13 protein-coding genes are annotated in these 12822 nt (G+C 63.6%); 9 read left to right on the top strand and 4 right to left on the bottom strand.

What is annotated here, in order from left to right:
- Together Q1V51_RS04400 and Q1V51_RS04395 are read left to right on the top strand one after the other, a co-directional pair.
- Positions 1-508, top strand: a 508-nt coding sequence (locus Q1V51_RS04400) for a PDZ domain-containing protein (protein WP_300553384.1), incomplete at its 5' end; no start/stop codon positions are given.
- A 54-nt stretch (positions 509-562) separates the two neighbouring features.
- On the top strand, positions 563-1873 hold the full coding sequence (locus Q1V51_RS04395; protein ID WP_300553381.1) for a replication-associated recombination protein A: 1311 nt from the start codon (positions 563-565) through the stop codon (positions 1871-1873).
- On the opposite strand, the gene Q1V51_RS04390 is transcribed toward Q1V51_RS04395, so the two are convergent.
- Positions 1870-2613, bottom strand: a complete 744-nt coding sequence (locus Q1V51_RS04390) for a hypothetical protein (RefSeq protein ID WP_300553379.1) — start codon at positions 2611-2613, stop codon at positions 1870-1872. The genes Q1V51_RS04395 and Q1V51_RS04390 overlap by 4 nt on opposite strands.
- 580 nt (positions 2614-3193) lie before the next feature.
- On the opposite strand from Q1V51_RS04390, the gene crcB reads away from it, so the two are divergent.
- The 4 genes from crcB to Q1V51_RS04370 all read left to right on the top strand — a co-directional run bounded on the left by crcB (position 3194) and on the right by Q1V51_RS04370 (position 6087).
- A complete protein-coding gene (crcB, locus tag Q1V51_RS04385; RefSeq protein WP_300553377.1) occupies positions 3194-3577 on the top strand; it encodes a fluoride efflux transporter CrcB in 384 nt (127 codons plus the stop codon).
- Entirely contained in the window at positions 3574-4566 is a 993-nt protein-coding gene (locus Q1V51_RS04380) for an RluA family pseudouridine synthase (RefSeq protein ID WP_300553374.1), read from the top strand. The genes crcB and Q1V51_RS04380 overlap by 4 nt, the downstream gene beginning before the upstream one ends.
- 79 nt (positions 4567-4645) lie before the next feature.
- Positions 4646-5341 (top strand): HAD-IA family hydrolase, encoded by a 696-nt coding sequence (locus tag Q1V51_RS04375; RefSeq protein WP_300553371.1) that lies wholly within the window; start codon positions 4646-4648, stop codon positions 5339-5341.
- Complete coding sequence (locus Q1V51_RS04370) at positions 5338-6087, top strand: ATP12 family protein (protein WP_300553368.1); 750 nt, start codon at positions 5338-5340, stop codon at positions 6085-6087. Before Q1V51_RS04375 ends, Q1V51_RS04370 begins: the two co-directional genes overlap by 4 nt.
- On the opposite strand, the gene Q1V51_RS04365 is transcribed toward Q1V51_RS04370, so the two are convergent.
- Positions 6084-7178 carry a GNAT family N-acetyltransferase gene (locus Q1V51_RS04365; protein WP_300553365.1) on the bottom strand — a complete coding sequence of 365 codons (1095 nt, stop codon included), beginning with the start codon at positions 7176-7178 and terminating at the stop codon, positions 6084-6086. The two genes, Q1V51_RS04370 and Q1V51_RS04365, sit on opposite strands and share 4 nt — an antisense overlap.
- Positions 7179-7288: 110 nt before the next feature.
- Between Q1V51_RS04365 and Q1V51_RS04360 the strand changes: the two genes are divergently transcribed.
- Positions 7289-7822 (top strand): hypothetical protein, encoded by a 534-nt coding sequence (locus tag Q1V51_RS04360; RefSeq protein WP_300553362.1) that lies wholly within the window; start codon positions 7289-7291, stop codon positions 7820-7822.
- Here Q1V51_RS04360 and Q1V51_RS04355 read toward each other — a convergent pair.
- A complete protein-coding gene (locus Q1V51_RS04355; RefSeq protein ID WP_300553360.1) occupies positions 7819-9435 on the bottom strand; it encodes a hypothetical protein in 1617 nt (538 codons plus the stop codon). The two genes, Q1V51_RS04360 and Q1V51_RS04355, sit on opposite strands and share 4 nt — an antisense overlap.
- A 151-nt stretch (positions 9436-9586) precedes the next feature.
- Here Q1V51_RS04355 and Q1V51_RS04350 point away from each other — a divergent pair, with 151 nt between their 5' ends.
- The gene (locus Q1V51_RS04350; protein ID WP_300553358.1) at positions 9587-11119 is read left to right on the top strand and encodes an acyl-CoA carboxylase subunit beta; all 1533 of its coding nucleotides are present in this window, start codon (positions 9587-9589) and stop codon (positions 11117-11119) included.
- Positions 11120-11131: 12 nt separating this feature from the next.
- Here the strand turns inward: Q1V51_RS04350 and Q1V51_RS04345 are convergent, their stop codons facing one another.
- Positions 11132-12004 carry a fatty acid desaturase family protein gene (locus Q1V51_RS04345; protein WP_300553356.1) on the bottom strand — a complete coding sequence of 291 codons (873 nt, stop codon included), beginning with the start codon at positions 12002-12004 and terminating at the stop codon, positions 11132-11134.
- 246 nt (positions 12005-12250) lie between these two features.
- Between Q1V51_RS04345 and Q1V51_RS04340 the strand changes: the two genes are divergently transcribed.
- Entirely contained in the window at positions 12251-12760 is a 510-nt protein-coding gene (locus Q1V51_RS04340; protein ID WP_300553353.1) for a hypothetical protein, read from the top strand.
- Positions 12761-12822 lie beyond the last annotated feature (62 nt).

Genomic DNA, 12822 nt, shown 5'->3' with positions numbered 1-12822 from the left:
TGCGGATGATGCCGGCTTCGAGCAGGGCGATATCGTCCTCGCCGTCGATGGTCATGACGTCAATAATGACAGCGGCATCCTGTTCCGCCTGGCCACGCACAATACGGGCGAGGATGCGCGCTTCACCATCCTGCGCGATGGCCGTGAGATGGAGCTGGATGTTCCGGTTTTGCCTGCACCGGGCGTTGCCGAGCCCAGTCCGTTCTTCGCCGACGGGGCGAACCCGTTCGCGGGGGCGACCTTCCTGACCCTCAGTCCGGCCTTCAACCAGACCGTCGGCATTGATGCTTTCGCTGACGGGGTCATCATCACCAATGTGCGCCGCCGCTCTGTCGCGGCCCGCTTCGGTCTTCGCCCGGGCGATAAACTGCTCGAGCTGATGGGCGAGCGGATCGAGACCGTCGAGGATTTCGACCGAATCCTGTCGATCTATGATGGCGCCGAAGTCTGGCCGCTGGCCGTGGAACGCCGTGGCCGTCTCTACGAGACCGAGATCGAGCTCTACTGATCGTGGCGTGTGCTGGGGCTTTAGCGGCCCCGGCGTGCGGCCTAGACTGGGCCCATGACCACGCTGTTCGAATCGGCCGGGCTTGAGGCCGAGGCTCCCAAACCCCTGGCAGAACGCCTGCGGCCGCAATCACTCGATGAGGTGATCGGCCAGGACCATTTGCTCAAGGGCGAGGGGCCGATTGCTCGCATGCGCGAGCAGGGGCGTCTGGCCTCGCTCATTCTCTGGGGGCCGCCAGGTGTCGGCAAGACCACCATAGCCCGCCTCCTGGCTGAGGATAGCGGGCTGGAGTTTGAACCGCTCTCGGCCGTCTTCTCCGGTGTTGCCGATCTCAAGAAAGTGTTCGAACGCGCCCGGGCGCGCCGCCAGGCCGGCCGTGGCACGCTCCTCTTCGTCGACGAGATCCATCGCTTCAACCGGGCCCAGCAGGACGGTTTCCTGCCGGTCGTGGAGGAGGGGGTTGTTACCCTTGTCGGAGCGACGACGGAAAACCCCTCTTTCGAGCTCAATGGCGCCCTGTTGTCGCGCTGCCAGGTGCTGGTGCTCAAACGCCTCGATGACGACGCTCTTGAGGCCCTGCTGGCCCGCGCAGAGGCGGAACGCGGCCAGGACTTGCCATTGGATGAGGACGCCCGCGCCATGCTGCGTGCCATGGCCGATGGAGACGGGCGGTACCTGCTCAACCTGGTTGAGGAAGTGCTCAGCTTCAAAACCGTGCAGCCGATCGACACGGCCGGGCTGACCGAGCGCCTGTCCAAGCGCGCGCCGGCTTACGACAAGTCGCGCGAGGAGCACTACAACCTCATCTCCGCCCTGCATAAGTCCGTGCGCGGCTCCGATCCGGATGCGGCGCTCTACTGGCTCGCCCGCATGCTTGATGGCGGCGAGGAGCCGATCTATCTGGCCCGGCGTATTGTGCGCATGGCGGTGGAGGATATTGGCCTGGCTGACAGTGCCGCCATCCACAGCGCCCTGGCGGCCAAGGACACCTATGAATTCCTCGGCTCACCGGAAGGCGAGCTGGCGCTTGCCCAGGCGGTCGTGCACTTGGCGTGCTCGCCCAAGTCCAACGCCGTCTACAACGCCTTCAAGCGGGCCCAGAAGGCCGCCCGTCAGACCGGTTCGCTGATGCCGCCGGCGCATATCCTCAACGCTCCAACCAAGATGATGAAGGAGCAGGGCTATGGGGCAGGCTATGAATACGACCATGATGTCGAGGGAGGGGTGTCCGGCCAGGACTATTTCCCAGAGGACATGCCCGACCGCCCGGTCTTCTACGATCCCAAACCGGTTGGCCGCGAAGCCGCGATCAAGGAACGGCTGGAGCGCTGGCGGGCCCTGCGCGAGAAGCGCCGGGGCAGCTAGTCGGCCTCTGCCTGCATCTCGCACTCTGCGCCCAGGCGATCCGTCCAGGCCTCCTCCATGGGTGCCAGTCCTAGTGCCGTGCGGCGTTCGTCGAGCGTTTCGGCCTGGTCGATCGGTCCCGGCTGCAACGTGCCCTCGATACAGAACGCCTGCGTCCCATAGAGCTGGGCCAGATTCTGGCCGGTCAGATAGACATCGACCCGCTGGGCATAGACCGAGCCGTCAATGGCGCCGGCAAAGGCGACCGGTTCCAGCGCCATCAGGATGCGCTGCTCGGCGGCGCGGTCGCGCTCGGCCCAGCGCAGGATCTGGCGGGCGAGGCGGGACTGTTCCAGGTAGAGGACCGGGAATTGCTCCGGATCGAGCTGCGCGACGGCCCATTGCGTGTTGGCCTCCTCGATCAGGGTCGAGGTGTCGCGCGTCTCGCGCAGGATCTCGCCCTGAGCGCCATCATCAAGATCATCGCGGGCAATCACCGGCAGGATCAGCTCGGCAAAGAAGCGCTCGCGGGCGCGACGGGCGGCCAGTTCCGCGGCCAGCTCACCATAGGCGGCCCATTGCCCGTCGATCTGGGCGATCAGGGTCGGTGCATCGGTCGGCGGCGGGGGCGGCAACTCCTCCTCCGCCCCGTCGAGCATGGTCTCGTCGATCACCGCATCATCCGTCGGCGCACCATCCGGCACCATGGCCGGCTCGGCGTCCTGCAGGGCAAGGCTTAGGGCAAGGGCGGTCAGGACCATGAAACGACTCCGCAGCTGGGCTGAGGCACCAGTCTAGCGCGGTTCGGAGGAGGGGGAAGCACCCAAAAAACAAAAGCGGGACGGCCGTGTGGCTCATCCCGCTTTTTTGTTTTGCCTCTGCCTGGGGCCGGTTTGGGGCCGGCCCCGTAAGCAATAGGCGGCTTATGCGAAGGCGCTGCCCAGTGCGACCGTCATGGCGCCGAAGACGCCAGCGACGAACAGGACATTGACAACCGTAGCCAGGGATTGCGTGAAGCGTTCCATGAGAGTGTCCTTTCGGTTAGTGACCGCAGGCCGTCCTGCGATACGCGATGGTAAATAAGGGCTTACCGCCGGAACTGAAGGCACGTTTGACCAAACCACCATTGCAAAAATGCATGAATTTACATTTGAGTAATGAAATTACGGGGGGTTCATCTTCCAACTGGGGCATGGCCTCAGCCATGAGACAGGTGCTCACCAGAAATTATGTGCTATGGCAGGCGAGTCCGGGCGGGGGTAGCGATTTGCGAGCAAGCCCGGTGATCCTGGATGACGGGGTTTCTTGCCTTGCAAGCCCATGCAGCCTAACCAGTTTTTCATGAACCAGCTTCTTCTTATCGGTGCCGGCGGCGCATTCGGCGCCATCTCGCGCCATCTCGTCGGCCAGGCGGCGCTGCGGCTGATGGGGCCGGGACTGCCCTGGGGCACTTTTGCGGTGAATATCATCGGTGGTCTGGCCATGGGATTGCTGGTCGGCTGGCTGGCCATGGTCGAGCGCGCCGACGAAAATTCCATCCGGCTGCTGGCCGCGGTCGGCTTTCTGGGGGGCTTCACGACCTTCTCGGCCTTCTCGCTCGAGCTGGTACTGATGATCGAGCGGCGCGACTATGCCAGCGCCATGGGCTATGCCCTCGCATCCGTCCTCATCGCCGTCCTGGCCTTGATGGCCGGATTGATGATCGCACGGAGACTGCAGGGATGAGCCGGGTACAGAAAATCATCGTTGAGCAGGGTGAGACGGGCGCGCGCCTGGACCGCTGGTTCAAGCGCCGCTTCCCGCATATCAAGCAGGGTCAGTTGCAAAAGCTCTGCCGCAAGGGTGAGATCCGCGTCGATGGCGGCCGGGCCAAGCCGGACACCCGGCTGGAGACCGGCCAGGAAGTTCGCGTGCCGCCGCTGCCCGACGCGCAGGAGATCAAGAAGCTCGACCGCCTGTCGGACCGCGATATCGAATATGTCCGCTCCCTCGTCATTTATGAGGATGAGGACATCATCGCCTTCAACAAACCCTCCGGCCTCGCCGTGCAGGGCGGTTCCAAGACCAAGCAGCATCTTGACCGTCTTCTGGACGCTTTCGGTGAGGGGCTTGAACGCCCGCGCCTCGTGCACCGGCTCGACAAGGATACGTCCGGCGTGCTCGTGGTCGGCAAATCTCCGGCCGCGACGGCGCGCCTGGCCAAGGCCTTCCAGTCGCACAAGACGAAAAAGACCTATTGGGCTATCGCTATCGGCGTACCCAAGCCGCATCTGGGCGAGGTGAAGGGCTTCTTGAAGAAGACCGCCGGTGCCGGCGGGGACCCTGATCGTGAAGTCATGACCGGCGCCCGCCATGGCGAGGAGGGCGCCCAGCACGCGCTGAGCCGCTATACAGTCGTTGCTGAAGCCGGACAGAAGGCCAGCTGGGTCGCCCTGCGCCCGGTGACCGGTCGTACCCACCAGCTGCGGGTTCATCTCCAGGCCATGGGCACCTCGGTCCTAGGCGACAAGAAATATCCCTGCCACCGGCCGGCGCCGGAAGATCTCGACCAGAAGCTCTGTCTGCACGCCCGCCGGCTGGAATTGCCGCGCGCCAATGGCAAGACGCTGGTGATCGAAGCGCCGCTGCCCAAGCACATGAACCGGATCTTCGGCATGCTCGGCTTCAATCTGCGGGATGCGGATGAGGAGGAGATCGAGGAGCAGCTGGCCTAGGCCGCCAGACGCAGCCCCCGCTCTTGCCTCACAGGCTTGGCGCCCTTACTCCCCGGGCAGCACCGAACAAGGCCCTGCCATGACCGCACCGCTCAAACTCGCCGTCTGGGATGTCGACGGCACCATTGTCGACAGCCGCAAGATTATCCAGCGCGCCATGAATCGCGCCTTCGAGCGCGCCGGGCTGGGCGGGATCGAGTATGATCGCACGCGCACCATTGTCGGGCTGGAATTGACCGAAGCCATCCTGCGCCTGGCGCCACCGGATTATCCGGCCGAGCGCATTCCGCGCCTCGCCACCTATTACAAGGAAGCCTTCGTCGAGCAGCGCGCGGAGCCCGGCTTTGAAGAGCCCCTCTATGACGGTGCGCGCGAGACGATTGAGCGTCTGGTCGATGAGGGCTGGCTGATGGGCGTGGCGACCGGCAAGGCGCGGCGTGGGCTCGACATCGTCTTCGGGCATCACGATTTGCACCGCTATTTCGACACCTTCCAGACCGTCGATGGCGGGCTGGGCAAGCCGCATCCGCGCATGGTGCTCGATGCGATGAAGGAAACCGGCACGGACCCGATCCAGACCGTGATGATCGGCGATACCCGCTTTGACATGGAAATGGGCCGCAATGCCGGGGTGCATACGCTCGGCGTCAGCTGGGGCTTCCACACGCCGGACGAAATCCGCGAAGGCGGCGCGCATGACCTGCATGACGGGTTCGACACGCTCAACACCGCGCTCGATGCCTTCGGCGCGCGGGTAGAGGATATGGCATCATGAGTGAAGACTACGAAACCAAGCCCGGTGTGCGCATTCCCTCGCGCGAAGACAGCCTGCCCAAGCGTTTTTACGAAGCGGTGAGTGTCGACGAGGCCGAGGATGGCTGGCGCATCCTGCTCGACGGGCGCGCTATCAGGACGCCGGCGAAACAGACGGTGAGCCTGCCCAGCCAGGCCCTGGCGCAACTGATCGCCGATGAGTGGGCGGCGCAGGGCGAGCGTATCGATGCGCCCAACATGCCGGCCACCCGGCTGTGCTTCGTGGCCCTGGACCGGATGGCGGAGACGCGAGAGGCCACGGCCGCGGAAATCGTCAAATATGCCTCCACCGACCTGTTGTGCTTCCGCGCGCCGGAACCGGCCGAGCTGATCGCGGCGCAAAGCGCCGCCTGGGATCCGCTGCTGGCCTGGGCCAGGGATGAGCTGGGGATTGAGCTGGTCGCCTCGACGGGCCTTTTGCCGGTTGACCAGGATGCCGTGGCTCTGACCGTGCTGCATGGCCGCGCCCGCGATCTCGACCCGATCCGTCTGACCGCTCTGGCCCATTCAACGGCGCTTTGTGGCTCAGCGGTACTGGGCTTCGCCCTGCTTGAGGGGCGGATCGACGCGGAGCAGGCGTTTGCCCTGTCGACAATCGACGAGCATTTCCAGCTCAGCCAGTGGGGCGAGGATGCCGAGGCGCTTGAACGCCTCGAGCGATTGAAGACCGAAGTGGTCAGCGTCGGAAACGTGCTCGCAGCGCTTTAAATGCCGTAGATCGCGGTCATCCGGTCGAGCCGGCGCATCGCTTTGCCAGGCAGTTCCGACAGTGGTCCGATCGGCAGAGCCTGGGCCATGCGGTCGATCCCGCGTCCGATCCGCACAACGGCCCCGGTGAGCGACAGATTGCAGGCACAACCCTGGGCAATGTCGAAACTGGCATTGGCGAAACGCTTCTTGAAGTCATAGCTGCCGGGCCCGAGATGGGCCTCGCGTATCCCGTCCTGGCTGGTTTCGCGCAGCAGCTCGCGGAACAGCATCAGGCCCGGGCTGAACGTGGAATAGGCCGGGTCATAGACCGGGAACCAGTAGTGCAGGACGCTGGCCGAGCGCATGCCGAAATGGGCGGCCGCCATCTGACCGTCGATCTCCATCGTCGACAGGATGCCGCCCAGCGCATCGGAGCGGTCCATCATCAGCGAGTAGGCGAGGGTGCGGGCCCAGCGCGCCCTGAACACGTCCGTGGCACCGGTCGCAGCATATTGTGCGCGCTTCGTGGCCACGAGCCAGTCGAGCGCTTCGACGCGGCGATCATCGATGCGGTAGACAATGTCATGACCCGCCTCGGCAAGTTTGCGCTCGCGGGCCCGCAGATTGCGCATGGCCTTGGCCTCTGCCGCCTGGCGGCCGTCCCAATAGGTATCGAAACCGTCAGACATGTCACAGACCCAGGAAGGCTCTGATGTGTCGCTGAGGCGGGCGAAGCCGGCCTGGCTGGCCAGCGCGCCATTGAACGAGAAAACCCCGCCGAGTCCGGCCAGTTTCAGCGCCTGGGAAATATCGATATCGCCGTCAGCGGCGATCACTCCGTGATGGTCGCCCATCGGCCCGCCCAGCGGCCGGAACAGCCCGGTTCGGGACACATGCAGGGGCAAGAATCCGAAAGGTGTTCCGTTTTGGCTTATCGTCAGGACCCGCGTGTCACGGCGCGCGGCGGCACACAACTCGGCGAATTCCAGTGTGAAGTAGGGCGAGGCAAGCTCCGGGGTTTCTTCACAAAACCCTTGCCAATACTGGCGTTCGCGGGGGCTGAGCGCGTCGATCCTTGCGAGCTGGGCACTAAGAGTGGCACGAGCCATTGGCGTCTCCTTCTACCCCTGCCTGTGCAAGCCAGGGGCCGCCCCGGCCTCCATGGGTTTTCATTGCAGGGGTTTGCGGCGATAGTCAGGCGATATCGGGGAGAGTTTGTATGAAATACGCAGTTCTTGCCGCCGTCCTGGCCGCGGCACTTCCAGTGACAGCAAATGCCCAGGATCGCGTCCGCGGAGTTTATGACGGCCGCAATATCGAGGGCTGGAGCTATAGCGAGGAGGGCACGGAGGGCGCTGGCCTGCCGACCTGGATCCCGGAAGGCGGCGCTGTTGCCGGCGCCAATTGCAATGTCGAGGTGACCGAGGTTGAAGCCACCCGCGAGGAATGGCTGGAGGCTTTCAACGGTGCCGATCCGGCCGTGGTCGGTGCGCAATTGCGCGCCCAGGGCGTGGACTGGCGTCAGGGCTATCTCACTGAGGTCATCACCCTGCACGACCGCCCGGCCATGCGGAATTTGTGGGCCGGTGCCTATGAGAACCAGGGCTTTGAAGCCATGCAGGTGTCGATCTCCGGCCGCGAAAACCTGGTCCTGATCCGCTGTACAATCCAGACCGGCTATCTCCTGCCGGCCTTGTACGCCTTCTACCAGTTCGCCGAAGACATCGAGATCAATACGCGGCCGCCGCGCTAGGTGCGCCCGGTCAGTTCGGCTCGGATCGCCTCGAGCGCCGGGTCGCGGCCAGCCACATAGTCTGCCCAGTTGGGCGGGGCGGGAAGGTCTGGCGCCCACCAGATGTCGCGCATATGGCTTTGCTGGCCGAGATGCATGCGGCTCGAGGCGGACACGAACATCCCCGTATTCGGCAGCATGATCATATTGGTCTCGCCGACAAAATTCGGGCTTGAGCCGGACGGCTCTCCGACCAGGCGGGTGTCGGTAAAGCGCTTCATGTCCGAGATCAGGTTGATCGCGGCCGAAAAGGTGCGTCGTCCCATCACGGTATAGAGCCGTCCGGGAGCGTCGACCTCGCTGCCGGCGATGACATTGACGAGATCAGCGTTGAGATCGCTGTCGCCGCCGGAATTGTGACGCAGATCGAGCACCAGGGTTTGCGGACGGTGTTCGCGGAGCGCCGCCCCGACACGCGCTGCAAAATCGGCGAAGCTCTCCTGCGGCACATTACCGACTGCATTGACCTGGACAAAGAGCATGCTGTCCTGCGGCAAGTATTCGATATGGAAGCTGTCCCCCATATGAGCCAGGTGCAGCGGCGGCTGGCCGTTCACTCGCGCCGAGTAGTCCGGCAGAGCGCTGTTGAAGTCACGGTCTTCATAGGGGCGCGCCTCCACGATGCGTTCGAGGCGCTGTCCGGAGCGCGTTTCGATGACGAAGCGAACAGCATCGGTGTGGTCTGAGACGCCAAGCGCGGCGAGCACTTCCGGCGTGGAGAGCAGGCGCGGGCTCAGCCACGGGTAATTCATCTGATTGTCGACAGCGATGACCTGACGGACCGCGGCCTCGGCGTCGGCGACGGGCAGATTGCCGATTTCAACAACCCGTCCACCCAGAAGGTCGTGATCCCCTGCACCGGTACCGATTACGCGTAGCTCTTCGCCGAACCAGTAGGTTTGCAAAGGCGCGAAGCTGAAATGTGCCGGGACATCGACGATGCCGAACAGACTTTGCCCCATGGGGGCGATGGCGCGTGTGTGTCCATCACCGGCGAGGGCCATCAGGGCCATGAGACCAACCGACATCTCCGCCTCGCTGGCTGTTGCAGCCCGGGAGGTCAGCTCGGCGATCGCGGCTTCCCAGTTCGCTTCACTGACATGTCGGAAGGGGGCCATATGGGTCTGGCGATAGCGCCGGTCCAGGAATGCGATATCGGTGCGCCAGCGCTCGGCCTGGCTCGCATCCGGGCCGAGTAACGGGAAGAAGCGAGCCCGGAAACCGGCATCGGCCATGAGCAGCTGGATATCTGGGCGCTGTAGTGCAAAATATTCGAACTGGCCAAAGCCTTCATTGGCCGCTTGATCCAGCCAGCCCATCGCCAATTCGATATCGCCTTCGCGTGCGGCCAGCCCAGCCAGCTCCACGGCGGCCTGGGCGCTGTCATGGCCGAGTGCGCGCTGGTGCCGGAAGGCGGCGCGCGCGGTCGCAATATCACCAGCCTGCACAGCGGCTTCACCGCGGGCCTGCCAAACTGAACCGTTCCAGCTATCGGGGTCATTCGGCGATTGGGCGAGGGCGGCGGTGCTGAGGGCAAGTGCGCTGACAGCGGCGGCGAAGACCTGTTTCATCATGGCGGCGGGAACTCCAAGCCTGGTTTCTTTGTGGATTGGATGCGCATCGATACCCGATTGGATGCAGCGCGGACGCGGCTGCGAATTGCCTCGCCCACGCCGCCTCTGCTATCGAGCGGGGTAGAAGACTCAGTTTTACGGGGCGGACGCCATGAAAGACGTGCTGGAACAACTCGATGCGAAACGCGCCCAGGCGCGCCTCGGCGGGGGTGAGAAGCGTATCGAAAGCCAGCACGCCAAGGGCAAGCTGACCGCGCGTGAGCGGATCGAATTGCTGCTCGACGATGACTCCTTTGAAGAATGGGACATGTTCGTCGAGCATCGCTGCAATGATTTCGGCATGGCCGACAAGAAGATCCCGGGCGATGGCGTTGTCACCGGTCATGGCACGATCAATGGCCGCCTGGTCTATCTCTTCTCCAAGGATTTCACCGTCTTCGGCGGCTCGCTGTCGGAGACCCATGCCCAGAAGATCGTCAAGATCCAGAAGGCCGCGATCCAGAATGGCGCCCCGGTGATCGGTATCTTTGACGCCGGCGGGGCCCGCATCCAGGAAGGCGTCGCTTCTCTGGGGGGCTATGCCGATATCTTCCTGCAGAACACGCTGGCCTCCGGCGTGGTGCCGCAGATTTCCATGATCATGGGGCCCTGTGCCGGCGGTGATGTCTATTCGCCCGCTATCACCGATTTCATCTTCATGGTGAAGGACACCTCCTACATGTATGTGACCGGCCCGGACGTGGTCAAAACCGTCACCAATGAGGAAGTGACCCACGAAGAGCTTGGCGGCGCTTCCGTGCACGCCAAGAAATCCGGTGTCGCTGACGGCGCGTTCGAGAATGATCTTGAGGCCCTGGTGCAATTGCGCCGCCTGGTCGATTTCCTACCGCTCTCCAACCGCGAAAACCCGCCCAAGCGCCCGAGCTATGACAGTGCCGATCGTTCCGAGGCGAGCCTTGATACGCTGGTCCCGTCCAATCCGAACAAGCCCTATGACATCAAGGAGCTGATCGAGAAGGTGGCGGATGAGGGCGATTTCTTCGAGATCGCACCGGACTACGGCTCCAACATGGTGGTCGGGTTCGGCCGCCTCGATGGTCAGCCTGTCGGCTTTGTTGCCAACCAGCCGATGAGCCTGGCCGGCGTGCTCGACATCGATGCCAGCCGCAAGGCCGGCCGCTTCGTGCGCTTCTGTGACGCCTTCAACATTCCGCTGGTGACTTTCGTCGACGTGCCGGGCTTCCTGCCGGGCACCAAGCAGGAATATGGCGGCCTCATCAAGCACGGCGCCAAACTCCTCTTCGCCTATGCCGAAGCGACCGTGCCCAAGCTCACCGTCATCACCCGCAAGGCCTATGGCGGTGCTTACGATGTGATGAGCTCCAAGCATCTGCGCGGTGATGTGAACTACGCCTGGCCGACCGCCGAGATCGCGGTCATGGGCGCCAAGGGTGCGGCCGAGATCATTCACCGCAAGGATCTCGGTGATGCCGACAAGATGGCCGAGCATGTGAAGGAATACGAAGACCGTTTCGCCAACCCCTTCATTGCGGCCGGCCGCGGCTATATCGATGACGTCATAATGCCACGCAACACCCGCAAACGCCTGATCGCAGCGCTACGCACGCTGAAGAACAAGAAGGCGGAAAACCCCTGGAAGAAGCACGATAATATACCGCTCTAGGGGCGGGCGGAATTATCCCCGCACAGCCTTCCGCAGCATCGCCGGATACCCTTCCGTCACGCAGTCATACCCGTCATAATAACCCCGCTCGGCCAGCAGCCGATGCAGCCTGGGCAGGTGATAGGGCGGGACTGATGCGAACATGTGGTGCTCGAGATGGTAGTTCACATTGTTCGGCGCGACGGTAAGTACCTCCCACCAGCGGGCCCTTGTGGTGTGGGTATTGCGGCGTGGTTCGATGTCATAGCGGTCCAGGGCGACGCCGTGTTCACCGATATTTCGCATACGCATTATTGCCGGGAAGATGAAGATACGTGCCGCCCACCACAGGGCGTAGGTCCAGAGCGCGCCGGTCAGAGCTAAAAGGCCGACCAGTGCGAGGTGGAAGGCGAGGAAGGGCGCCTTGGCGGCAAAGGTGGGCGCGCGCCAGCTGCCCATGACTTCCTTGATCCCGGTTTGACCGGTCAGGTCGCGGATGAACTTGCGGCGCAGGCTGTCCGGGCTCACCGGATAATGCTTCACCAGGCCCTGGTCCGGGTCCTGGTCCGTGCCGGCATGCTTGTGATGTTCGAAATGATAGGCGCGATAGGCGAGGAAAGGCGCATCAATCGCGGCGCCGCCAATCCACTTGCCGGCAAACTCGTTGAGCCAGGGCGTACGGAACAGCGCCTTGTGAGCGCAGTCATGCATGACAATAGCGAAGGCCAGCTGCTGACCGGCGATCAGCAGGATGGAGAGCGGCGCGAAAAGCGGCTCCACGGCGCTAAGCGCCAGGGCCGCGGCGAGCATGACAAGATTGCCGCCCAGCATCAGGCCGCCGCGCCAGTTCGAGGCCTGCGACAGGGCGCGCAATTCCTCGCGAGACAGGGCATCAGACAGTTTCATGGCGGCAAGCTTACGCCTACTCGGAGCGCGCGCAAAGCCACACCAACTCCCTAGATAATATGTGGCCGGTAGGACACGGACAGGCTGTAAAGATCATTCTCAGTGACGGTTATCACACTCATGCCGTGAGGAAGCGGTATAAATCCGCCGCTGATCCCTCTTCTGCGCATGCAGTGGCGTGGGCATGTTGAGCCGGCTGGGCGGTCTTAACGCTTCGCCCATCCGAATCGCAAAGGTAATAGCCCGATGTGGCGACTGGTAACGGCATTCATTCTCGCGCCTGCGGCTGCGATCCTCACCCTGCTACCGATCAATGCGGTTGCGGCGGCGAGCGATCAGGCCGAGCCGGTGCGTGTGAATATCGCCACCGAACCAGTCCGTTATGGTCGCGATGACGGCCTGTCGCTCTGCGTGGCCAGCCAGTTTGCCCGTGACCCCGACCATGATCCGCGCAACGGGCCGCAAGTGCATATTGTCTGGGCGGGGCCGGGGGCGTCCTACGCCCCGATCGACACGGCACTCGCCGGTGAAGCGGCCTATGCCTGCCGCCGGGCCAATCGACAGACCGAAGCGGTTCCGACCGACTGGGTCGGTGTTGTCTACGGCTTTGATCTCGACCAGTGCGCGCTGGATGTCGAGGCCGAGCGCATGCGGACCTATAATGGCGATTGCCGCTGGGGCTGGGTCGAGGACCATGCCATCCAGGCCCCGCCTGTCGACCTCCTGCTGGCCGATGCCGAGCCGGAAGGCGACTGAGTCCTGACCGCGCATCAGTGCTGTGCCTTTCCAAATGACCCGAGCGGCGTAATTCGCCGGCC

The organism is Maricaulis sp., assembly GCF_030149235.1.
GTDB lineage: Bacteria > Pseudomonadota > Alphaproteobacteria > Caulobacterales > Maricaulaceae > Maricaulis.
The sequence above is the reverse complement of the archived record's forward strand: the minus strand, read 5'-3'. Positions and strand labels throughout refer to the sequence as shown.

Coding starts and splice junctions, on each gene's coding strand:
- Q1V51_RS04365 (WP_300553365.1), bottom strand. CDS start 7,178: ATGGCTCGTGCCACTCTTAGTGCCCAGCTCGCAAGGATCGACGCGCTC.
- Q1V51_RS04345 (WP_300553356.1), bottom strand. CDS start 12,004: ATGAAACTGTCTGATGCCCTGTCTCGCGAGGAATTGCGCGCCCTGTCG.
- Q1V51_RS04395 (WP_300553381.1), top strand. CDS start 563: ATGACCACGCTGTTCGAATCGGCCGGGCTTGAGGCCGAGGCTCCCAAA.
- Q1V51_RS04355 (WP_300553360.1), bottom strand. CDS start 9,435: ATGATGAAACAGGTCTTCGCCGCCGCTGTCAGCGCACTTGCCCTCAGC.
- Q1V51_RS04350 (WP_300553358.1), top strand. CDS start 9,587: ATGAAAGACGTGCTGGAACAACTCGATGCGAAACGCGCCCAGGCGCGC.
- Q1V51_RS04340 (WP_300553353.1), top strand. CDS start 12,251: ATGTGGCGACTGGTAACGGCATTCATTCTCGCGCCTGCGGCTGCGATC.
- Q1V51_RS04370 (WP_300553368.1), top strand. CDS start 5,338: ATGAGTGAAGACTACGAAACCAAGCCCGGTGTGCGCATTCCCTCGCGC.
- Q1V51_RS04360 (WP_300553362.1), top strand. CDS start 7,289: ATGAAATACGCAGTTCTTGCCGCCGTCCTGGCCGCGGCACTTCCAGTG.
- Q1V51_RS04390 (WP_300553379.1), bottom strand. CDS start 2,613: ATGGTCCTGACCGCCCTTGCCCTAAGCCTTGCCCTGCAGGACGCCGAG.
- Q1V51_RS04375 (WP_300553371.1), top strand. CDS start 4,646: ATGACCGCACCGCTCAAACTCGCCGTCTGGGATGTCGACGGCACCATT.
- Q1V51_RS04380 (WP_300553374.1), top strand. CDS start 3,574: ATGAGCCGGGTACAGAAAATCATCGTTGAGCAGGGTGAGACGGGCGCG.
- crcB (WP_300553377.1), top strand. CDS start 3,194: ATGAACCAGCTTCTTCTTATCGGTGCCGGCGGCGCATTCGGCGCCATC.